This is a genomic window from Streptomyces sp. NBC_00076 (genome assembly GCF_045041235.1).
GTDB lineage: Bacteria > Actinomycetota > Actinomycetes > Streptomycetales > Streptomycetaceae > Streptomyces.
On the sequence record NZ_CP108242.1, the window covers coordinates 8,966,674 to 8,987,945 of the forward strand.

Here is a 21,272-nt window from a genome sequence, read left to right on the forward strand (position 1 = left end):
TGTGGAGCGGCCTGCTGGGGCTGGCCGGAAACCGATGGCCCCGGGGTAGTGTGCCCCGGTGACCACGCAATCGAACACTCCTGCAGGCTGGTACCCCGATCCGCACGGGGCGGCCCAGACGCTCCGTTACTGGGACGGCGCGCAGTGGACCCAGCACACCAATCCGGACCAGCAGCAGGCGGCGCAGGGCCGGCCGGTGCAGCAGGCGGCGCCGCAGATGCCGCAGCAGCAAGCCGGTCCGGACCCGCGTGTGCAGCGCCAGGTGCAGCAGCAGGCCGGGGTCGCGGCGAGCGGCCCCGGCGGCGGCACCCTGTTCAGCGAGCCGGTGCTCGTGGTGAACCAGAAGGCCAAGCTGATCGAGCTGACCAACGAGTACACGGTCATGGATCAGAACGGCAACCAGCTCGGCTCGGTCGTCCAGGTCGGGCAGAGCGCGCTCAAGAAGATCCTGCGCTTCGTCGCCAGCATCGACCAGTTCATGACGCACAAGTTGGAGATCCGCGACACCTACGGGCAGCCGGTGCTGCTGCTGACGCGGCCGCGGAAGTTCCTCAAGTCGCGGGTCGTCGTGCAGCGTCCGGACGGCTCGCCGGTGGGTGAGATCGTCCAGCAGAACATGATCGGCAAGATCAACTTCGCGCTGAACGTGAACGGCCAGCAGGTCGGCGCTATCAAGGCGGAGAACTGGCGGGCCTGGAACTTCGCGATCGTCGACCACACCGAGAACGAGGTCGCCCGGATCACCAAGACCTGGGAAGGCCTCGCCAAGACGATGTTCACGACCGCGGACAACTACGTCCTGCAGATCCACTACCAGCTGCCCGAGCCGCTGCTGAGCCTGGTCGTGGCGACGGCGTTGACCGTCGACACCGCGCTCAAGCAGGACTCGCGCGGATTCGGCTGAGCCTGTCGCTCCGGCCGGGCACGCGCCCGGCCGGAGCCATGTTCGCAGTGGGAGCGATGTTCAGAGCGGTGTGAGGTGTCCTGGCGTCGCCTGCCGGGGAACCAGCGCCGGTTCGACCGTCGCCGTCGTCGGCTCCAGCGCCAGCACCGCCGCCACGGGGTGGTCGTCGTCCACAGGTTCCACCGGGCGGCCGTCCTCCGCGACGTGCGGTGTCGCCCGGGTGAGCAGCAGCACGCCCCACGACGCCAGTCCCGCGCCCGCCAGCGCCAGGAGCACGCCCGCGGCGCCGCCCTGCAGTCGCTCGCCGAGCAGGGCCAGCCCGATCGCCGCGGCGGCCGTCGGATTGGCCAGGGTCACCACCGCGAGCGGGGCACCGAGGCCGTCCCGGTAGGCGGTCTGGGACAGCAGCAGTCCGCATGTCGCGAAGGCGGCGACGAGCAGTGCGACCCCGATCACCTGCACGCCCAACAGCGACTCCGTGTGGTCCGTCACGGCCACCGTCACCGTCTGGGTGAGCGCCGAGGCGACTCCGGACGCGAAGCCGGACGCACTCGCGTGCCTGAGGCCGGGCCGGGCTCCCGGCCGCGCCAGCACACCGATCAGGGTCGCCGTCACGCCCGCGACCGCCAGCGCCTCGCGCACGCTCAGCACTCCCTCCGGGGCCGGCCCGGACGCGGTGACCAGGATCGCGGACAGGCCGACCAGGGTGAGCGCGGTACCCCGCCACTCCGCCGCGGCGACCCGCCGTCCCGCGATGCGCGCGCCCAGGGGCACCGCCGCGACCAGGGTGAGTGCGCCGAGCGGCTGGACCACGGTCAGCGGACCGTACTTGAGGGCTACGACGTGCAGCAGCGCGGCCGACGCGTTGAGCCCGACCGACCACCACCAGGCGCCCGACCCCAGCAGCCGCAGCAGGCCCGAGCCCGGGTTGCGGGAGGCGAGTCGTTCCTGGGCGACGGCCGCGCCGGCGTAGGCGACGGCGGAGAACAAGGACAGGGTGACGGCGAGCAGGGTGGCGTTCATCGGCCCGCTCCGACCAGGGCGTTCTCGTCGACCGGTACGAGTCTCTCGGGCACGCGTCCTGCGGTCGTGGCCGTCCGGTGCGGCAGGTGGATCACCGCGAGCGCGAGAGCGAGCAGGACACCGGCCGCGAGCGCGTCGAGCCAGTAGTGGTTCGCCGTGCCGACGATCACCAGCAGGGTCACGAGCGGGTGCAGCAGCCACAGCCACCGCCAATGCGACCGGGTTGCCACGATCAGGCCGATCGCCACCATCAGCGCCCAGCCGAAGTGCAGCGACGGCATCGCCGCGAACTGGTTCGACAGGTGGTCGGTCCGCGGCGGACCGTACACCGAGGGGCCGTACACCCGGGCGGTGTCCACCAGGCCGGCCTCGGCCAGCATGCGCGGCGGGGCGAGCGGGAACATCAGGTGCGTGACCAGGGCGGCGGCGGTGAGCGCGGCCAGGACGCGGCGGGCCCACACGTAGTGGGCCGGGCGGCGCAGATACAGCCAGACCAGGAACGCGACGGTGGCCGGGAAGTGGACGGTCGCGTAGTAGGTGTTCGCGACGCGCGCGAGCGTGTCGCCGTGCAGCAGCAGGGACTGTACCGAGCCCTCGCCGGGCAGGTGGGCGGCCCGCTCCAGGTCCCACACGCGGTGGGCGTCGCGGAAGGCCTCGGCGGTGTGGCCCGTGGCCAGTTGTCGGCCGAACTTGTAGACGAGGAAGAGACCTGCGACGAGCAGGAGCTCACGGACGAGCGGCGGCCGGGCTACAGCGTCCGGATTCGCTTCTGCAGGCTCGGTGCGGGCATTCATCCCCCGGCCCCTTCGCTGACGGTGGTGCGAGTGCCGTGCCGTACGAACTGATTGCTCGTCGAGCACGCGGAACTCATCGGTACGGGTGCGTACCGAAACGCCAGTGTACCGATACGATGGCGTATCGGTACACTGGCGTATCGATTGACGTACGACACACTGGAACGCGAGCGTTGAGGTCGCCGGACCGAGCGAGGAGACGAGCAGATGACGTCGCAGGCCGCGGAAGGACCGGAGACGGCTGCCGCATCGCGCCGCTCCAAGATCACGCCCGAGCGTGAGAAAGAGTTCTTCGACGCCGTCCTCGAACAGATCCGTGAGTGCGGGTACGACTCCCTGAGCATGGAGGGCGTCGCCGCCAGCACACGCTGCAGCAAGTCGACGCTGTACCGGCAGTGGCGGACCAAGCCCCAGTTCGTGGCGGCGGCCCTGCGCGCCAACCGGCGGGTGCGCTTCACCGGCATCGACACCGGATCGCTCGCCGAGGATCTGCGCGAGGCGGCCCGGGCGGCGGGCGCCTGGTCGCTGAACGACACCAAGCTGGTGCACGCCCTGGGTCACGCCGTCACCCAGGACGACGAGCTGGCTCAGGCGTTGCGCGAGGCCATCGTGGAGCCGGAGATCGCCGCGCTGCGGGAGATCCTCCGGCGGGCCGTCGAGCGGGGCGAGGTCGCCGCGGATCACCGGGCGCTCGAGTACGTCCCGGCGCAGATGTTCGGCGTCCTGCGCGCCCGGCCCGTCCTGGAGGGAACGTACGCGGACCCGGACTACATGGTCCGCTTCGTCGAGGCCGCGGTGCTGCCCGCGCTGGGCCTGCCCGGCGGATCAGGCGGCGGTGAGGCACCGTCGACCGAGCAGTCCGCGTCCGGGGCCTGATCCACCGGACAGGCCCCAGGCGTGACCTGAAGCCCAGGCGTACCTGAGACCCAGGCCGCCGTCCACGGGATGACTGGACGGTGACCTGCTCGCGCCGCCGTGGGGACGGGGGCGGCGCGCAACCCCGGCCGGGTGGGGTGCCTCTTGAGCGGAGGGGCGCTCCACCCGGCCGTTTCGTGTCCCGGGAACGATCAGACGTCCTGGCCGTTGCCGCCGCCCTTCGACACCTTGATGCCCTTGGTGACGTCGTCGAGGACGGACTGCTTCTGGTCGACGTCCACGCCGAAGCGGACGACGACGATCTGCTGGGCGTCGGCGGGGGAGGGGAAGGCCAGCGACTGGACGTACCCGTCGGAGCCCTTGCTCGTGACCGCCTTCCAGCGGACCAGGTAGCCCTTCTGCCCGGCCACGGTCACCGCCTTGGACGCCAGCACGTCGTGCGAGGTGATCTCGCCGTAGCCCGAGCCGTAGGACTCCTTGGCATTGGCCGAGATGTCGGCCTTCGCCACCTCCTCGGCCGTGGCCCCCTTGGTACGGAGCGCCAGCGCGGGCGCGGAGTACGCGCCGCCCTTCGTGCACTTCTGGGAGGTGTCGCCGGGGCAGTTGTAGGAGTCCTTCGACGTGAGCTGCGCGCCGACCGAGAGCTCCTGGCCGTACCAGCCGTCCGGGATCGGCAGGCTGATCCCGTCGACCGCGTCGGTCACCGAGCCGCTCTCGATCTTCGGTGCCTCGGACTGGTCGGGCGCGGGAGACCCGTCGGGCCGGGGCGACTGGCCGCCGGAGCCGCCCGAGCCGCCGGACCCTCCCGAGCCGCCGAAGGGGCCGCCCGGGCCCGGCCGCGAGTCGGCGGTGTCACTGGCCCCGCTGTCGCCGCTGGACAGGGCGTACACGCCCACGCCTATGCAGGCCAGGACCACGACCGCCGCACCCACGGCGATGCCGGCGCGCAGCCCGCGCCGTGAGCCGCTCGGTGGCTGGGCCGGGTACGCCGGGTAGCCGGGGTACCCGGGATGCTCCGGGTACGGCCCCACGGCCGGCGCCTGCGGCGGGGGACCCCATGCGGCGGCCGATCCCGTCGGACGGGTCTGGTCCGTCCATGCCTTACCGTCCCACCAGCGTTCGGTGGCGGGAGCGTCATCTGTCTGCCCCGGGTCGGGATACCAGCCGGGAGGAGTCGCCTGCGTCATGCCCCCACCGTATGAGCACTCGGTGAAAGAGGGATGAGAGGGACCCCGGTCGGCCCGTTTCCGGCCGAGATCAGTCCGGTACGAGCCGCACCGGACACTTGCTCCTGGGCAGGGGGCCTCTCCTCCGGCAGTGAAGGCCTTCTCCCTCCCGTGAACGGGCATTCCTGACTGCTGGTCAGGTTTCATGGCCGCTGGTCACGGGCAAGGCGCGTCGACCGCCGTACCCGACGTCACCCGTCACGGCAACAGGTGCCCGGACCGGGCTCCGCTTCGGCGGCGGTACGGCTACGCTCGAGTTCTGTACGCCGTTCGGGCGACGTTGGGGAGGTTGGGGGATGACGGAGGTACAGCCCACGACGGCCGTCTCGGCCGCCCTGTGGGAGCGCGACGCGGAAGTCGACTCCGTCGTACGGGCGGTTCGGGACCTGCGCGCGGACAGCGCCTCCTCGGGCAGGCTGCTGGTGATCCGGGGCGAGGCCGGCTTCGGCAAGACGGCCCTGCTCGCCGAGACCCGCCGCATCGCCGAACGGCTCGGCTGCACGGTGTGGTCGGCGCGCGGCGGCGAGACCCTCAGGTCCGTCCCCTTCAACGTCGTACGTCAGCTGTTGCAGCCCGCCCTGGTGTCGCTGATGCCGGAGGAGATACGCGAGTACCTCGGCGACTGGTACGAGATCGCCGGCCCCGCCCTCGGCCTCACCGAGCCCGGCGAACGCCAGGCCGACCCGCAGAACGTGACCGACGGACTGGTCGCCGCGGTGCGCCGGCTGGCCCGGCGCGACTGGCCACTGGTGCTGCTGATCGACGACGCGCACTGGGCCGACCAGGAGACCCTGCGCTGGCTCGCCGCCTTCGCCGAGCGCCTCGACGACCTGTCCGCGCTGGTCGTGGTGGCCCGCCGCCCAGGCGAGGTCAGCGGCGAGAGCGCCCGGCTCCTCGACGCGATCGCGGACACCGCGGGCGCCCCCGCCACCACCCTGAGCGCCCTCACCCCGCAGGCGACCGCCGGCCTCACCCGCGCCACCCTCGGCGACCACGCCGACGCCCCGTTCTGCCGGGAGGTGTGGGCCGTCACCGACGGCAACCCGTACGAGACCGTCGAACTCCTCGCCAAGGTGCGCGACAGCGGGCTGCAACCCTCCGAGGGCGCGGCGGGCGAACTGCGCGCCCTGAACCGCGCGGCCCGCGGCGGCGGTCTCGTCGCCCGCCTGGAGGAACTCGGCATCGACGCCACCCGGTTCGCCTGGGCTGCGGCGATCCTCGGCACCGACATCTCCGTCGACCTGGTGGCCAAGCTCGCCACCCTGAGCCGCGCCGAGGCGGTGCGCTGTGCCGAACTGCTGTGCAGCGCCCGCATCCTGACCACGTCCGACCCGGCGAACGCCCAAGTGGACGACGGTGACCTGGAGTTCGTCCACCCGCTGATCGCCACCGCCGTCTATGCCTCCATCCCGCCCGCCCTGTGCACCGCGATGCACGGCATCGCCGCCCAGGTCGTCACCGACTCCGGGCGCGGCGCGGCCGCCGCCGCCCGTCACCTCCTCCAGGTCCACCCGGACGACGACAACGAACTCGTCGAGCAGCTGCGTGAGGCCGCCCGCGACCACCTCGCCGTCGGCGCCCCCGACGCGGCCCGCCGCTGCCTCGAACGTGCCCTGCTGGAACCCCCGTCGCCGGACGTGCACGCGCGGGTGCTCTACGAACTCGGCTGCGCCACCCTGCTGACCGCGCCCGCCCGGACCATCGACCACCTCCAGACCGCGCTCGCCATGCCGGGCCTGGACGACGCGGAACGCGTCGACGCCGTCTTCCGCCTCTCCCAGGCGCTCTTGCACAACGACCAGCTGGAGGAGGCCGTCCGTACGGTCGAGACGGAGGCCGCCCGGCAGGTGTCCGGGCCTGCCCGGATGCGGCTGCAGGCCGTGCAGTACATGTGGGAGGGCATCCACGCGGGCGAGACGGCCTCCCCGGGACGCTCGCAGCGTCTCGCCGAACTCGCCAGGACCTGCGCCGGCCGGGACAATGCCGAGCGCGCCCTGCTCATCCTGCGCGGCTTCGACGCCATGACCCACGGAGAGAACGCCGAGGAAGTCGTCGAACTGTCCGACCGCGCCCTGGTCAACGGCCTGCTCGCACCCGGCCTCGGCTGGACGGACACCGAGTGGGGCGTCGAACTCCCCATGATGCTGGCCTCCTCGTACGCCTACACCGACCGACTCGACCGCGCCGAGAGCCTGTTCACCCAGGCCCTGCGCGCCTACGAGTCGTCCGGCTGGAGCGGCGGCCACCTCGCCCTGGCGCACGCCTACGTCGGTCTCGGACACCGCAGGCGCGGCCGGCTCAGGGAGGCGGAGGCGTCCCTGCGCGAGTCGCTGCGCATCGCCGAACGCGTCGGCCGCGGGCTGCCGCTGTACTGGTCGGCGACCTGCAACCTCGTCGACACCCTGCTCGCCCGCGGCCATGTCGACGAGGCCTGGTCGATCGCCGAGCAGTACGGCTTCGCCCCGCCGTACCCGTCCACGATCGTGCTGCCCGACCCCCGCTCGGTACGCGGCCGTCTCCTGCTCGCGGTCGGCCGCACAAAGGACGGTGTCAACGAACTGGAGGCCGCCGAGAAGGCAGCGGCCGCGCGCGGCCACCACAACCCGGTACTGGTCCCGTGGGCCGTCGACCTCGCCCGCGCCCTCGCCGTGGAGGACCCGGGCCGCGCTGCCCGGCTCGCCACCGAGGCCCGCCGGCACGCCGAGCGCTTCGGCACGGACACCGCCATAGGCGAGGCCCTGCGCTGCGCGGCCGCCCTGGAGACCGGTCAGCGCGCGGTCCGGCTCGCCGGGCAGGCGGTCACCTATCTGGAGGCCTCGCCCTGCCAGTACGAACACGCGGCGGCCCGCGTCGAGTACGGCATCCTGTCCCGGTCGGTCACCGAACTCGACCGGGGCCTGGCACTGGCGCATTCCTGCGGGGCGGACGGGCTGGCGGACCGGGCGAGCGCGGCGCTGGGGGCCGTGCGCGGGCTGCGATAGGTAACTGGGCAGAGGGACGGGCGTGTTGACGAGGTGCTCCTGACACCATGACCGCCAGAGGCACACCGCGGCCCGCCGTCCGGGTCCGGCACCGTCGAGGTCACCCCGCGGTGCCGTCCTCCTCCGCCAGCACCCGTTGGGCCGTCGCGAAGGCCGAGTTCGCCGCCGGGACCCCGCAGTACACGGCCGTCTGGAGCAGCACCGCGCCGATCTCGTCCGGTGTGAGCCCGTTGCGCCGGGCCGCCCGCACATGCATGGCCAGCTCGTCGTAGTGGCCGTGCGCGACCAGCGCCGTCAGTGTGATCATGCTGCGCTCACGGCGGGTGAGGGTCTCGTCGGTCCAGATCTCGCCCCACGCGTAGCGCGAGATGAAGTCCTGGAACCGTGCGGTGAAGGGCGTCTGCCGGGCCTGCGCCCGGTCCACGTGGGTGTCGCCGAGCACCTCACGCCGCACCTTCATGCCCCGCGGGGCGGGCCCTCGGAGGTGGGCCCGCAGCGCTGTCAGCACTGCCTCCGGGCACTGCGCGGGCGCCAGGTGCGAGGCGTCCGGAAGCTCGACGAGCGTGGCGCCCTCGACCGCGTCCGCGATCTCCCGCAGATGCGCCGGCGGGGTCGCCGGGTCCTGTCGGCCCGCGACCAGCAGGGTCGGTGCGGCGATGTGGTCCAGCCGGTCCCGCAGGTCGAACGCGGCCAGCGCGTCGCAGCAGGCGGCGTACGCCTCCGGGTCGGCGTTCCGGTGGTCGCGGACGAGGTCCGGCACGGTGAACCCGGGCGTGAACCAGCGGGCGTCGGCGCCCTCCGCGAGCCACTCCACGCCCTCGCGCCGGACCCGCTCGGCCCGCTCCTGCCACGGCTTCGCGCCGTTGAAGTGGGCCGAGGAGCAGATCACCGCCAGCGACGCCACCCGCTCCGGATGGTGCACGGCCAGATGCAGTCCGACCGCGCCGCCCAGGGAGACGCCCGCGTACGCGAACCGGTCGACACCGAGGGAGTCGGCGAGCGCCAGCACCAGGTCGGCGAGGTCACCGACGCTCGCGCCCGGCCCGATCAGGTCGGCCGCGGAGCCCCCGTGCCCGGGCAGGTCCCAGCGGACCACCCGGTGGGTGACGGACAGCTCGGGGGCGACCTTGTCCCACAGGGCGTACGACGTACCCAGTGAGGGCCCGAGCAGCAGTGGGGGAGCGGTGGCGGGCCCCTCCGTACGGTGGTTGAGAAGTTCGGCGGTCAACGTCGCTCCAGAGCACGGTCGGTGAGGGCTGCGGCGGCACCCGTGTAGCGGGCGGGGTCGGTGAGCCGGTCGAGGTCGAGGTCCTTCAACTCCGGTTCCTCGGCAAGGAGTTCACGCAGAGTCCGGTGTTCGCCGTAGGTCCGCCGGGCGAGGTCGGTGAGCAGCTCCTTGGCGCGGGCCCGGCCGAGCAGCGGCGCCAGCTCGGCGGACAGGCGCTCGGAGACGACCAACCCGTGGGTGAGGCCCAGGTGTTCGCGCATGGCGTCGGCGTGGACGCGTAGCCCTTCGGTCAGTTCGGCGGTGTCGCGGGCCGCGCCGCCGACCAGCCGGAGCAGGTCCCGCAGCGGCTCCCACTCGGCGTGCCAGGCGCCGGCCGGCCGCTCGTCCAGAGCCGCCAGCGACCCGTACAGCGTGGCGGCGAGCTGTGGAGCGCGCCGGGCCGCGGCGGCGACCAGCGTGGACCGCACCGGGTTCGCCTTGTGCGGCATGGCCGACGAACCGCCGCCGCTGCCCTCCGTCACCTCGGCGATCTCGGTGCGGGAGAGGGTGAGCACATCCTCGGCGATCTTGCCCAGGGCTCCGGCCGCGAAGGCGAGACAGCCGGCGAGGTCGGCGATCGGAGTGCGCAGGGTGTGCCAGGGGAGCCCGGGCTCCCGGAGACCGAGTTCACGGGCATAGGCCCGCGGCAGCGCGGCCGGGTCCGCCGCGCCGTACGCCTGGAACGCGGCCAACGTACCGGCGGCACCGCCGAGTTGGGCGGGCAGGGCGTCCCGTACGGCCGTCACCCGGTCCCGTGCGTCCAGCGCCAGGGACCGCCAGCCGGCCGCCTTCAGCCCGAACGTGGTGGGGACGGCGTGCTGGGTCAGCGTCCGGCCCGGCATCGCCGTGTCCCGGTGTTCGGCGGCGAGGCGGGCCAGTGCCCGCTCGGTGCGGCCGAGTTCGTCGAGGACGAGGGCCAGCGTGCGCCCCGCCACCAGCATGGTCGCCGTGTCCATGATGTCCTGGCTGGTGGCGCCCCGGTGGACGAACGGGCCGTACTCCTCGCCGACCGCCTTCGTCAGATCGGCGACCAGTGGGATGACGGGGTTCCCGCCGGCCCGTGCGCGTTCCGCGAGCGACCGTACGTCGAAGCGGCCGGCGTCGGCCGCCTCGGTCACCGCCGTCGCGGCCTCGGCCGGCGCGAGCCCCCGCGCGGCCAGAGTGCGGGTCAGCGCGGCCTCCGCGTCGAGCAGCGCCTGGAGGAACGCGTGGTCGCCGGTCGTGGCCGCGGCGGGGGAGCCCGCCCACCCGGGGGCGAGCAGGCCGGCGTCCGGTGGGGCAGATGTCACTGGAACTCCAGGAAGACCGTCTCGCCTTCGCCTTGAAGGCGGATGTCGAAACGGTACGTGCCGTCGCCCTGCGCGGCGGCGATCAGCGTGTCGCGCCGCTGAGCGTCCAGTCGCGTGAGCAGCGGGTCCCCGGCGAGCGCCGCGTCGTCGCCCGGCAGGTAGATCCGGGTGTACAGATGCACCAGCAGCCCGCGCGCGAACACGCACACGCTGAGGTACGGGGCGCTCTGCCCGCGGGCGCCGGGCCAGAGGGTGCGCGCGGACCAGTGGCCGTTGGCGTCGGTCTGGACGCGGCCCCAGCCGGTGAACTCCACGCCGTTGCGGCCGAGGAAGCCGCCGCTCGCCGGGTCGCGCCGCATCGAGCCGTCCACCGTCGGCAGGTTGCCGTCCGGGTCCGGGCCCCACAGCTCCACGAACGCGTCCGGCAGCGGGTTGCCCTCGCCGTCGTACACGTACCCCTGTACGGCGATGGTGTCCGGGTGGCCGAGCGGGGCGATGTCGCCGCCGCCGGGAAACGGCAGGGCATGACCGTAGAACGGGCCGACCGTGTGCGACGGGGTGGGCAGCACGGTCTCCGGACGGCTTGTGTCGATCCGTGTCATGGCAGGTCAGCGTCCTTCTTCGATCCAGGTGGCGTTCGGGCCGTCGAGCACGATGTCCCAGTGGTAGCCCATCGAGAACTCCGGCACCGACAGGCTGTGGTCGTACGTCGCGACCAGCCGCTGCCGGGCGGTGTCGTCCGTCACCGACTGGATGATCGGGTCGTACGGGAACAGCGGGTCGCTCGGGAAGTACATCTGCGTCACGAGCCGCTGGGTGAACGCCGAACCGAACAGTGAGAAGTGGATGTGGGCCGGCCGCCAGGCGTTGACGTGCTGGCGCCACGGGTACGGGCCCGGCTGCACGGTGGTGAACCGGTAGAAGCCGCTGTCGTCGGTGAGCGTGCGGCCGACGCCGGTGAAGTTGGGGTCCAGCGGGGCGTCGTGCTGCTCGCGCTGGTGTGCGTAACGGCCGGCCGAGTTCGCCTGCCAGATCTCGACCAGTTGGCCCCGGATCGGGCGCCCGCCGCGGTCCAGCAGCCGGCCGGAGACGGTGATGCGCTCGCCGATCGGCTCGCCGTTGTGCTGCCGGGTGAGGTCGTTGTCGATCTCGGTGACGTCCCGCTCCCCGAAGGCGGGGGAGGACAGCTCCACCAGCTCCGGGTCCTTGCTGACGTCGATTGCGATCGGCGGCTGCTTCGGGTGCCGCAGCACCGAGGAGCGGTAGGGGGCGTAGTCGCGCCGCGGCTGGTGCTCGACGGGGGCGCCCTCGGCGATCCGCTTCTCGTACGCGGCGTGCTCGGCCGCGATCTCCAGGTCGATGTCGTGTTGGGTCAGAGGCATGGGGCTTCCTGGGGGTCGGGCGGTCTCGTCGAGCATTTAGTCAGGGCACTGATTATTTACTTCACGCTGCCACCGGAGGGACGCGACGTCAATACCCAGCAGAAGTACCAGCTCTGCTCATGTGTAGTAGCCGCCGAGCATTGCAGACAGCAGAGTCGCTGCCCGGTATTGTTCAGTACACCAACGAATTGGTCACCAACGAATACGACCTCGGGAGCGCACATGGGCGCGGTGGACCTCTCCACCCACCCCGGGCACCTGGCCCGGCGGCTTCAGCAGGCGCACTACCTGTTGTGGAACACGATGGTCTCCGAGGAGATCACCTCTCCGCAGTTCGCGGTCCTGAACGCGCTGGTGGCAGAGCCCGGCCTCGACCAGCGCACGGTGGGGGAGCGGGTCGGCCTCGACCGCTCCACCATCGCCGAGGTGATCAGCCGCCTGGGCCGGCGCGGACTGCTCGACAAGGCACGTGACGCGCGGGACGGCCGGCGCTTCCTGCTGCGCCCGACCGACGACGGGCTGCGCACCCACAGCAAGCTCACCCTGCGCACGGCCCGCATGAACCAGGTGTTCCTGGCCCCGCTCTCGGCCGAGGAGCAGACCGTCTTCTTCGACCTCATCCGGCGGGTCTCGGACGCGGCTGAGGGGCTCCGCAACCCCACGGAACCCCTCGCCGCCCGGCCCTGAGGTCTCGCGGGCGGCTCAGGCCTTGGTGAACACCACCCACACCTGACCCTGGGCGAAGTTCACCGGCTTGCCGTCCGCCGTCGTGAAGTCCGTTCCGTCAGCGGCCGAGGCGCGCTTCCAGTTCACGTCGTAGGCCTGTCCGTCGCGCAGCACCTCCGCCTTCCCCGAGCCGACGGTCTCGGTGTACGGCGTGTTGTTGCCGAGGAAGTCGTGGAAGGCGGACCCGCGTACCTTCACGTGCTGCACGACGACCGTGGCCGGCGCCATGCGCTTCCCGTCGGTCGTCCTGGCCGGTTTGCCGTCCATCGAGACCAGCCAGCGGGCCTGGTCTGCGGACCAGGTGAAGGTGAAGCGGGCCGCGGGGTAGCGCACGGTCCGCGACTTCTCGGGCTGTCCGCCCCCGGGTGCGGCGCCGTAGTGGAAGCCGGTCGTCAGCGCGTCGGCGCCCGGTGCGGAGGAGAGCAGCTTGTTCGGACGAAGGTAGAGGTTGTGCGGGGCCGGCTTGTCGGTGCCGCGGTAGTAGGCGCCGACCACCTTCCCGGGCGTCTGACCGTCCAGCGGGGCCTTGTTGATCAGCGGCATCAGCCTGCTCTGCGCCCCGGAGAAGGCGAGCGTCGGTCGCTCGAACTGGCGCAGCAGCTCCAGGTCCGACTCGCGTGCGCTGCGCACGGGTCCTGTGGCCTTCGGCAGCTTCGTCGCGTACACCGCCATCAGCCGGCTCAGGCCGCCCTCGACCTGCTCGGCGTACACGATGTCAGCGGAGTTCAGGCCGGTCTGCGGTCTGGCCGCCGCCGCGTTGTCGATCTTCACGGCCAGGGGGGAGTCGCCGCCTCGCCCGCTCTCGGCCGGGCTGGGGCTCTGGCTCTGCCGGGGCGGCGGCTTGCCGCGGTTGTCGTCGACGGAGTCGCGCCCCCCTGTGCAGCCCGCCGCCAGCGAGGCCGTCACCGTGGCGGCCAGCAGCGCCGCTGCCATGGCGGTGCGGCGCGTGTGTGCCTTCTGCCCCATACTCACCGTGGCCACCCGTCTCGTGTCATTTCTTGTGCGCTTATACGTTCATTGTGCCCATACCCGCCCGATTCTGATGGCGCGCGTCCAATGGGCCGATCGGCCCAGGCCTGACGGTTCGTGGTGAGGGACTCGGGTACCCGGGCCGCACCGCAGACCGAGGACCCGGACACGTCCACGTGACTCAGGGAGTGGTGATGAAGGCAGTGACCTGGCAGGGCAAACGGGACGTACGGGTGGAGAACGTGCCCGATCCGAAGATCGAGGAGCCGACGGACGCCGTCATCCGCGTCACCACCAGCGGGCTGTGCGGCTCCGACCTGCACCTCTACGAGGTGCTTACCCCCTTCATGACACCCGGCGACATCCTTGGTCACGAGCCCATCGGCATCGTCGAGGCGGTCGGCGCCGGGGTTCCGGACCTCGCGGCCGGCGACCGGGTGGTCGTCCCGTTCCAGATAGCGTGCGGCAACTGCTGGATGTGCATCACCGGCCTGCCCACCCAGTGCGAGACCACCCAGGTCGCCAGCGAGGGCATGGGGGCCGCCCTGTTCGGCTACACCCGCCTGTACGGCGCCGTGCCGGGTGCGCAGGCTGAGTACCTGCGGGTGCCGCAGGCGCAGTTCGGCCCGATCAAGGTGCCGGAGGGTCCGGCCGACGACCGGTTCGTCTATCTCTCCGACGTACTGCCCACCGCCTGGCAGGCGGTCGCCTATGCCGACGTACCGCAGGGCGGCAGCGTCGCCGTACTCGGTCTCGGGCCGATCGGCGACATGGCCTGCCGCGTCGCCCAGGTGCGCGGCGCCGGACGGGTGTTCGGTGTGGACCTGGTGGACGAGCGGCTGCGCCGGGCACGGGAGCGGGGCGTGGAGACGTACGACATCAGGAGCTTCGACAGTGAGAAGGAACTGGTCCAGGCGATCCGCGACGAGACGGACGGACGCGGACCGGACGCGGTGATCGACGCCGTCGGCACCGAGGCGCACGGCAACGCGGCGGCCAAGCTCGCCCAGCAGGCCGCGGCCCTGCTGCCGCGCAGGATCAGCGGGCCGTTCGCGGAACGCTTCAGCATCGACCGGCTCGGCGCCCTGCACACCGCCATCGAGCTGGTGCGCCGGGGCGGCACGATCTCGCTGTCCGGCGTCTACGGCGGCATGGCCGACCCGCTGCCGCTGCTCACCGTGTTCGACAAGCAGATCCAGCTCCGGATGGGCCAGGCCAACGTCCGCCGCTGGAGCGACGAGATCATCCCGTACCTCACCGACGAGGACCCGCTCGGCGTCGACGACTTCGCCACCCACAGGCTGCCGTTGACTCAGGCCCCGCACGCGTACGAGATGTTCCAGCGCAAGGAGGACGGCGCGGTCAAGGTGCTGATGACGCCCTGAGCTTCTCAGGGACCGCCGAGGATCTCGGTCAGGTCATAGCGCACCGGCTCCTCCAACTGCGCGTACGTGCAGCTCTCAGGCGTCCGGTCGGGGCGCCAGCGGCGGAAACGGGCCGTGTGCCGGAAGCGCGCGCCGTTCTCCATGTGGTCGTACGCCACCTCGGCGACCCGGTCCGGCCGCAGCGCCACCCAGGACAGGTCCTTCTTCCCGGACCAGCGGCTGGGCGCGCCGGGCAGCCGCGCGCTCTCGTGCGCCGCCTCCTCGGACCAGGCCGCCCAGGGGTGCCCCGCCGCATCGTCCAGGCGCAGGGGCTCCAGTTCCTCGATCAGCTCGGCGCGCCGCTTCATCGTGAAGGCGGCGGACACGCCCACGTGCTGGAGGGCGCCCCGCTCGTCGTACAGACCGAGCAGCAGCGAACCGACGACCGGGCCGCTCTTGTGTAGGCGGTAGCCGGCGACGACCACGTCCGCCGTCCGTTCGTGCTTGACCTTGAACATGGCGCGCGCGTCCTGGAGGTAGCGCACGGACAGCGGCTTGGCGATGACCCCGTCCAGACCGGCGCCCTCGTACTCCTCGAACCACTGCCGGGCCACCTCGATGTCGGTCGTCGACGGCGCCACGTGCACGGGCGGCGCAACCCCGGAAAGGGCTGAGACCAGCAGTCCCCGGCGGTCGCTCAGGGGTACGTCCAGCAGCGACTCGTCCGCCAGCGCCAGCAGGTCGAAGGCGACGAACGACGACGGTGTCCGCTCCGCCAGCATCCGCACCCGGGAGTCCGCCGGGTGGATCCGCTCGGTCAGCGCGTCGAAGTCCAGATGCCCCTCCCGCGCGATGACGATCTCCCCGTCCAGGACGCAGCGCTCGGGCAACCGCTCCTTGAGCGCCTCCACCAGCTCGGGAAAGTACCTGGTCAGCGGCTTTCCGGTACGGCTGCCCAGTTCGACCTCGGTCCCGTCGCGGAACACGATCGCCCGGAACCCGTCCCACTTCGCCTCGTACTGCATGCCCGGCGGGATACTCGCCACCGACTTGGCGAGCATTGGCTTCACGGGTGGCATCACCGGCAGGTCCATGCTCCGAGCATAAGCGGCGTATACGGCGCTTTCGACTCGTCTACGTAGTCCATGAAATCCCCGGTCAGTCGCCGTCCGTCTCTCTCGCGGCATCACGTCTGTGAGACGTGTGTGAGACGGAATGGCCCCGGCTCGGTGACGCAAACACCGGCCACGGCCTGAGTCCGCACACCTGAACTGACCAGGAGTCAGACCTGTGACGAACCGTACCGTCACCCTGCCCACTCTCGACCGTGGATTGCGGTCAGGACTGTGACGGTGCCTTCTAGGCCAAGGCCCTATCGGGACACGCTCCGCCGGCCCGGTGGCCGTACGCGTCGCTCCGGCCGGGCCGACAGCTCAAACACAAGGCACAAGCAACCAGCCGGAGTACGAGTCAGGCCACGGCCGAAACGACACGCCATCATCCTCGCAGCCCGAGTAGTTCTTCCGGTTCTGTGTCCCGGTGCGCCGCCGGGTGCGGATCAGCGTGCCGTCCAGCAAGACCACCCCGCCACCCTTCCGGGCGATCTTCTTCAGGGCCCGCTCCAGGCGCGGGCGGCTAACAGGCCCACGACCTCTCTGACCCACCGGGTCACGGTGGTGCGGTGTATCCCGTTGCCGCCGGCCAGGTCGCCCGGCCGCTGGTCACAGCGCAGCAGCGCCAGCACGATGGCGGCGATCTTCCCTGCGGGCAGGGCCCGCCACCGCGAGCCGATCTTCTTGCGGTGGCCGCGTATCAGGTCGGCGAGCCGGGCCGGGCCGACGGCGGCCCGCACGATCGCCAGGATCTTGCGGTAGTCAGCGGGCATGGGCCGAACGCCGACTCCCTCCGCCGTGCCGGGCTTGGGCAGCAGCAAGCGGTCAGGGTCAGGATTCCTGGACGACCTCGTTCCTGCCTCGGGCCGCATCCTCTCAGTGGGCGTCGGTCTCCGGCTCGGGTCGGGGGAGCTCGTCGAGGTCGAGGGTGAAGGTGCGGCCGTCGGCGAGGGGGATGGGGAGTTTGCCGGTGCCGTATGCGTGGGTGTGTGCCGCGATGTAGCCGGATCCGGTGGGCTGGGTGTGCAGGACGACTTCCTGTGCGTAGGGGTCCACGATCAGGTAGATCGGGATCCCGTAGCGGCCGTACTTGGCGGTGCAGTCGTCGTAGTCCTTGCGTGCGGAGGGGGTCGAAACGACCTCGGAGATCAGCAGGACGTCCTCGAAGCTGTAGCGCTTGCCCTCCTTGCGCGCGTCCTCGCGCAGGATGGCGAGGTCGGGAGCGGAGTTCTCGTCGGCGGGGAAGTCGATGTAGACGTCGGAGGTGACCTTCGCGTGACGGCCGAGAGCGAGAGAGTCGATCTGCATCGACCTGATGGTGCTGGAGTGCTCTTCGCTCTGCGGGGTCATGATCACCTTTCCGTCGGCCCCGAACAGGACCGTGTACCCCTTGGGGAACTCGGTGTGCATGATCGAGTCCACGCTCATGGAGGGCTCCTTCCCGTGTGTCGTCATGATACCGGGGACAGAGCCGCCCCACGGGTGGACTTCCGTGGCGTGCGACGCACCACAGGGGCGCCCGTAAGTGTTCGGACCCAGCAGGTGGCGTTGGGTGACGTCAGGGACGACGAGCGCCATCCGGGGTGGCCACGGCGTGGCCGGACGCCTTTCGACGGTGCAGTGCGAGATACCGGCGTCTGGTACGACGCATACGGTCTGATCAGGAACAACGGCATCTGGCGGCATGAGTCGTCACCAAGGCTGGCCGAACTGGATGAGCACCAGGTCCGCCGCTACCCCGCGTGGGTCCGCGCGATGCCGGCCCACGCCTTCCTCGCCGTCGTCCGCGCCGACGAACACGCACACCGACCCACGCCGGACGACCTGATCCCGTTGTCCTGCAACGAGAAGCTGCCGCCTGTTCACCGCGCTCGTCGTCCGACCCTGTCCTTGCCGAGGATCTCGTCCGTGCAGGTCAGGCCGCATGCTGGTACCCGTGGAGGGTGCCGCCGAGGCGGTCGCGTCGTCGTATGTCGAGGTGGGCGATAGCGTCCGGGGCGCTGATCGGCGGAGGCAGGGGGTGCAGTGATCGGGCGTTGGCGATGCCCTGGTGGGGCCGGTGGGAGTTGTAGTGCTGCTCGAACTCGCGCAGGGCGTGGAGCAGATGGTGCTGGTTCCAGATCAGGGTGCGGTCCAGCAGTTCGCGTCGGCAGGTCTGTACCCAGCGTTCCGTGAGCGCGTTCATGCGCGGTATCCGGACGCCGGTCAGCACGACGTCGATCCCCGCGTCCTTGAGGACGGTGTCGAACAGGGCGGGGTACTTGCCGTCGCGGTCCCGGATGAGGAACCGTGCCCGGCAGCCGGTGTCCTCGAGGTCCATGACGAGGTTCTTCGCGGCCTGTGTCACCCAGGAGGCGGTCGGGTAGGCGGTGGCGCCCAGGATGCGGATGCGCCGGCTGGCGCGCTCGAGCACGGCGAACACGTACAGCCGCGTCCCGGACAGGGTGATGGTCTCGAGGAAGTCGCAGGCCGGCAGGGCATCGGCCTGGGAGCGCAGGAAGCCGGCCCAGGTCGTTACGGCGCGTTCGGGTGCCGGGCCGGTCCCGGCATCCTTCAGGATCTCCCACACGGTGGAGGCGGCCACCTGCACGCCCCGGGCGAGCAACTCGCCGTGGATGCGCCGATGTCCCCATCCGGGATTCTCCCTCGCCAGGCGAGCGCAGCACCGTATCGGGGCGCACCAGCAGCCGCACCTGGCGCAGCACCTCCGTCGGCAACCGGCGCAGCAATGCTGCCAGGAACGCGCGATCGCCCGGGGTGAACCGCACTCTCCGGCCGTCGAGTTGGCGCTCCAGTCCCCCGATCTGATGGCGAAGAGCGAGGATCTCGGCGTCCTTGCCATGGTCGCTCATCGGCAGTAGGCGCAGCAGGGCGAAAACGTTCGTCACACCCAGATAGGCCAGTCGCAGCAGCACGGTCGTTCATGTTCCCGCAGTTCCCGGCACGCCTCCACACCGCCTCCCACCAGGGCGGATGAGGTTCTCGGCAGGGGCAGAGTTGCAGGACTACGCGGAGCACGATCCCGCCAGCCGAGACCTCCAGCCGTCCGTTGAACTCGTCGACACTCATGGTCCCGAAGCTGTCATCGCCGCCGTCGACGCGCTGACCGACGAGAACAAGGCCGAGGTGACGGTCTCCACAGCGCACAAGGCAAAGGGCCGGGAGTGGCCCGAAGTCAGAATCGCCGACGACTTTCCCCCGCCGCCCGACAGTGACCAGCAGGACGCAAGCGGCCGCCCGATCCCAGAAGCGGTGAGCGATTCGGACGCACGCCTCGCCTACGTCGCCGTCACTCGTGCCCAGCATTAACTGGACCTCGGGGGCTCGCATGGATCGAGAGTCATCCATCTGCTGTCGACGGCCCGGAGGAGCCGAACCACACAGCTGCTCCGCACAAGCTGCTGGTCCAGATGCTGGCGGCCGTGCCCGACGTCGATCGGCACCGCGCGCGGGACACCGCCCGCGTGATCGCGCGCGCGATCGTCGAACGCGCCGAAGGACAGTATGTGCGCACTCTCGGGCAGCTGGGCTTCATTGAGGAGGAGGTCACCAGCCTTGACGACCGGGTGCTCGACGCTCTGGTCGTCCACGGTGACGACACCGTGATCGCCAAGCGCGTCAGCGAGTATCTCGACGCCGGCGCCGACCACGTCGTGATCTCGGCACCGGCCGCCTACCTGGGGGCCGTGACGGACCATTACGAACGCCTGGCTCCGGCCGTGCTGGCATCCTGACCGACATCGGACATCGGACATCGGACATCGGACATCGGACATCGCAGCGCATCCTCTGGGTCCGGCGGCCCTTGCGGACCCCACCAGACCGACACGGTGGAGGCCAGACACATGCGCAGAGTCCCCACAGGCCGCTCTCCGTTGGAGAGCGACGGGCCCGTCGACCACCGTGGCGTGTTCCTGTCCCGACGGCAAAGGGCTTAGGTCAGGCAGATGCGCGGCTGCTTGGCTTGGATCGCCGGGTCCGACGTCATCATCGACTGCTGCGTCCCCGAGTCGCGGCACCGGGAGCTCCGCTGTCCGCGCCTGTTGTCCTGCTCGGGGCAGGCGGAGCAGGACGGAGGGCTATATTCAGAAGGTGATCGACAAGGACGAGCACACCCCTGACTCCGAAGGGCAGCGGAAGCGCCATCGGCGCTCGGCTGATCCTCGCCGACGGCACGATCCGGAACGCACCCGCCAGAGCATCATGGACGCGGCGAACGAGGAGTTCGGCAAACACGGCTTCAAGGGGGCACGTGTCGAGCGGATCGCCGCCGCGGCCGGAGTGAACCATTCGCTGATCACCTATCACTTCGGCAGCAAGAAGGGCCTCTACGATGCCCTCACCGAGCGCTGGATCACCAAGGGCGCGACCATGATGGGCGGCGCGGAGCCGTTCGCCGAGATCGTCCGGGACTACGTGCGCTGGGAACACGACGACAAGGTGCCGATCATCCGCACGCTGGTCCGCGCTGAACTCGACGGCAAACCCCCTCCTCCCGAGGCATGGGCGAACCGTCTGCTCGACGTCGTCGCCGAAACCCGGAAAAGGCAGGACAGGGGCGAGATCCGCGCCGATCTCGATGTCGGCGCGTTGACACTCGCGTTCTTCGCCGCGGCGATAGCGCCGGAAGTGTTGCCGCAGCTCGCCGCCACCGTCACCGGCACCGATCCGGCCTCCCCCGAGTTCCTCGACCGCTACGCCGAGCAGCTGGCGCGGGTGATCTACGCGCTCGCCGAAGCCCCGGGAAGCGGGACCGGGTCGGATGATCCCCCTCGGGGCATCGATGAGGCGCAGGACAGGGATCGGCCCGGCAGCTGACGGAGCCCCGGCTGTACATGGGTCGGCTGGGCTTCCACCTGTCCATGTGCCCCACCCCTGCGTGCACGACGGCGTGTTTCGGGTGCAGCAGGCGGCCCACAGCATCCGGTCCGGCGGCTGTATCTGCTGGGCGGTAACGCGGGGACCCCGTTCACAGGGTGGCGAACGTGCCGTGTTCGGACTTCGATGTGCGCACCCGTGGTGCAGGCCGGGAACTCGGCCGGCCTGCCCAGTGCGAGGCCGACCAGCCGATGTCCAGGGCCGCGGCAGGCGACCACCGCCTCCGTCCACGCCACGCCGGCTGAACGGGGCGTGCCGGAACGCTTTTCGTTGAACGGAATGTGCCGTATCACCGCGAGTGGGAGACATGCACTATGGCCGGTCAAGGGACTGCGCCGCGACCCGGCCGCGGGGGCAGCTGCGCCGTTCGCCATGTGGGCGGCGCTCGGTCTCTCCCGAAACTGAAGCCGGGGCCCGGCGCAGGAGCACCGGTCGAAGGGTCGGGGATGCTGAGCGGGCAACGCTCACGGGCATCTCCGGC

Annotated in this window: 18 protein-coding genes and 3 pseudogenes; 9 read left to right on the forward strand and 12 right to left on the reverse strand. The window is 71.2% G+C overall.

All coding sequences use genetic code 11. The features are described 5' to 3' along the window. Positions 1 to 58: 58 nt before the first annotated feature. The gene (locus tag OHA64_RS40225) at positions 59 to 904 is read left to right on the forward strand and encodes a phospholipid scramblase-related protein (RefSeq protein ID WP_405621956.1); all 846 of its coding nucleotides are present in this window, start codon (positions 59 to 61) and stop codon (positions 902 to 904) included. A gap of 60 nt (positions 905 to 964) precedes the next feature. Here the strand turns inward: OHA64_RS40225 and OHA64_RS40230 are convergent, their stop codons facing one another. Beyond that, positions 965 to 1,927, reverse strand: a complete 963-nt coding sequence (locus OHA64_RS40230; protein WP_405621958.1) for a hypothetical protein — start codon at positions 1,925 to 1,927, stop codon at positions 965 to 967. Next, positions 1,924 to 2,721, reverse strand: coding sequence for a phosphatase PAP2 family protein (locus OHA64_RS40235; RefSeq protein ID WP_405621960.1), 798 nt, complete (start codon positions 2,719 to 2,721; stop codon positions 1,924 to 1,926). The genes OHA64_RS40230 and OHA64_RS40235 overlap by 4 nt, the downstream gene beginning before the upstream one ends. 207 nt (positions 2,722 to 2,928) lie before the next feature. Here OHA64_RS40235 and OHA64_RS40240 point away from each other — a divergent pair, with 207 nt between their 5' ends. Beyond that, positions 2,929 to 3,597: a TetR/AcrR family transcriptional regulator C-terminal ligand-binding domain-containing protein gene (locus tag OHA64_RS40240; RefSeq protein WP_405621962.1), complete on the forward strand. Its 669-nt coding sequence runs from the start codon at positions 2,929 to 2,931 to the stop codon at positions 3,595 to 3,597. A gap of 191 nt (positions 3,598 to 3,788) precedes the next feature. On the opposite strand, the gene OHA64_RS40245 is transcribed toward OHA64_RS40240, so the two are convergent. Continuing rightward, the gene (locus tag OHA64_RS40245) at positions 3,789 to 4,784 is read right to left on the reverse strand and encodes a DUF2510 domain-containing protein (RefSeq protein WP_405621964.1); all 996 of its coding nucleotides are present in this window, start codon (positions 4,782 to 4,784) and stop codon (positions 3,789 to 3,791) included. A 335-nt stretch (positions 4,785 to 5,119) separates the two neighbouring features. Between OHA64_RS40245 and OHA64_RS40250 the strand changes: the two genes are divergently transcribed. Continuing rightward, a complete protein-coding gene (locus OHA64_RS40250) occupies positions 5,120 to 7,804 on the forward strand; it encodes an ATP-binding protein (protein WP_405621966.1) in 2,685 nt (894 codons plus the stop codon). Positions 7,805 to 7,904: 100 nt separating this feature from the next. On the opposite strand, the gene pcaD is transcribed toward OHA64_RS40250, so the two are convergent. The 4 genes from pcaD to pcaH are packed head-to-tail and all read right to left on the reverse strand — an operon-like array spanning position 7,905 to position 11,742. Next, positions 7,905 to 9,032 carry a 3-oxoadipate enol-lactonase gene (pcaD, locus tag OHA64_RS40255; RefSeq protein WP_405621968.1) on the reverse strand — a complete coding sequence of 376 codons (1,128 nt, stop codon included), beginning with the start codon at positions 9,030 to 9,032 and terminating at the stop codon, positions 7,905 to 7,907. Then, positions 9,029 to 10,360 (reverse strand): 3-carboxy-cis,cis-muconate cycloisomerase, encoded by a 1,332-nt coding sequence (gene pcaB / locus OHA64_RS40260; RefSeq protein ID WP_405621970.1) that lies wholly within the window; start codon positions 10,358 to 10,360, stop codon positions 9,029 to 9,031. Before pcaB ends, pcaD begins: the two co-directional genes overlap by 4 nt. Then, on the reverse strand, positions 10,357 to 10,962 hold the full coding sequence (gene pcaG / locus OHA64_RS40265; protein ID WP_405621972.1) for a protocatechuate 3,4-dioxygenase subunit alpha: 606 nt from the start codon (positions 10,960 to 10,962) through the stop codon (positions 10,357 to 10,359). Before pcaG ends, pcaB begins: the two co-directional genes overlap by 4 nt. Before the next feature lie 6 nt (positions 10,963 to 10,968). Next, positions 10,969 to 11,742, reverse strand: coding sequence for a protocatechuate 3,4-dioxygenase subunit beta (gene pcaH / locus OHA64_RS40270; protein ID WP_405621974.1), 774 nt, complete (start codon positions 11,740 to 11,742; stop codon positions 10,969 to 10,971). 222 nt (positions 11,743 to 11,964) lie between these two features. On the opposite strand from pcaH, the gene OHA64_RS40275 reads away from it, so the two are divergent. Continuing rightward, positions 11,965 to 12,429: a MarR family winged helix-turn-helix transcriptional regulator gene (locus OHA64_RS40275; protein WP_405621976.1), complete on the forward strand. Its 465-nt coding sequence runs from the start codon at positions 11,965 to 11,967 to the stop codon at positions 12,427 to 12,429. A gap of 15 nt (positions 12,430 to 12,444) precedes the next feature. On the opposite strand, the gene OHA64_RS40280 is transcribed toward OHA64_RS40275, so the two are convergent. After that, positions 12,445 to 13,434 (reverse strand): DUF3048 domain-containing protein, encoded by a 990-nt coding sequence (locus tag OHA64_RS40280; protein WP_405624315.1) that lies wholly within the window; start codon positions 13,432 to 13,434, stop codon positions 12,445 to 12,447. 197 nt (positions 13,435 to 13,631) lie between these two features. Here OHA64_RS40280 and OHA64_RS40285 point away from each other — a divergent pair, with 197 nt between their 5' ends. Then, positions 13,632 to 14,822 carry a zinc-dependent alcohol dehydrogenase gene (locus OHA64_RS40285; RefSeq protein ID WP_405621978.1) on the forward strand — a complete coding sequence of 397 codons (1,191 nt, stop codon included), beginning with the start codon at positions 13,632 to 13,634 and terminating at the stop codon, positions 14,820 to 14,822. A gap of 5 nt (positions 14,823 to 14,827) precedes the next feature. Here OHA64_RS40285 and OHA64_RS40290 read toward each other — a convergent pair whose 3' ends face one another. From OHA64_RS40290 to OHA64_RS40300, 3 genes and pseudogenes are all read right to left on the reverse strand, one after another. Continuing rightward, the gene (locus tag OHA64_RS40290; protein ID WP_405621980.1) at positions 14,828 to 15,895 is read right to left on the reverse strand and encodes an ATP-dependent DNA ligase; all 1,068 of its coding nucleotides are present in this window, start codon (positions 15,893 to 15,895) and stop codon (positions 14,828 to 14,830) included. A gap of 414 nt (positions 15,896 to 16,309) precedes the next feature. Further along, a pseudogene (locus OHA64_RS40295) lies at positions 16,310 to 16,626 on the reverse strand (IS5/IS1182 family transposase); the annotation flags it as partial. A 163-nt stretch (positions 16,627 to 16,789) separates the two neighbouring features. After that, on the reverse strand, positions 16,790 to 17,341 hold the full coding sequence (locus OHA64_RS40300; RefSeq protein ID WP_405621982.1) for a Uma2 family endonuclease: 552 nt from the start codon (positions 17,339 to 17,341) through the stop codon (positions 16,790 to 16,792). A 249-nt stretch (positions 17,342 to 17,590) separates the two neighbouring features. On the opposite strand from OHA64_RS40300, the pseudogene OHA64_RS40305 reads away from it, so the two are divergent. Beyond that, a pseudogene (locus OHA64_RS40305) lies at positions 17,591 to 17,902 on the forward strand (hypothetical protein); the annotation flags it as partial. Here the strand turns inward: OHA64_RS40305 and OHA64_RS40310 are convergent. After that, positions 17,829 to 18,828 (reverse strand): annotated as a pseudogene (locus tag OHA64_RS40310) (integrase core domain-containing protein). The pseudogenes OHA64_RS40305 and OHA64_RS40310 sit on opposite strands and share 74 nt — an antisense overlap. 82 nt (positions 18,829 to 18,910) lie before the next feature. Between OHA64_RS40310 and OHA64_RS40315 the strand changes: the two are divergent. The 3 genes from OHA64_RS40315 to OHA64_RS40325 all read left to right on the forward strand — a co-directional run bounded on the left by OHA64_RS40315 (position 18,911) and on the right by OHA64_RS40325 (position 20,731). Then, positions 18,911 to 19,222, forward strand: coding sequence for a 3'-5' exonuclease (locus OHA64_RS40315; RefSeq protein ID WP_405621984.1), 312 nt, complete (start codon positions 18,911 to 18,913; stop codon positions 19,220 to 19,222). A 101-nt stretch (positions 19,223 to 19,323) separates the two neighbouring features. After that, on the forward strand, positions 19,324 to 19,647 hold the full coding sequence (locus OHA64_RS40320; RefSeq protein WP_405621986.1) for a hypothetical protein: 324 nt from the start codon (positions 19,324 to 19,326) through the stop codon (positions 19,645 to 19,647). A gap of 358 nt (positions 19,648 to 20,005) precedes the next feature. Beyond that, positions 20,006 to 20,731 (forward strand): TetR/AcrR family transcriptional regulator, encoded by a 726-nt coding sequence (locus OHA64_RS40325; protein WP_405621988.1) that lies wholly within the window; start codon positions 20,006 to 20,008, stop codon positions 20,729 to 20,731. The last annotated feature ends 541 nt before the right edge of the window (positions 20,732 to 21,272 follow it).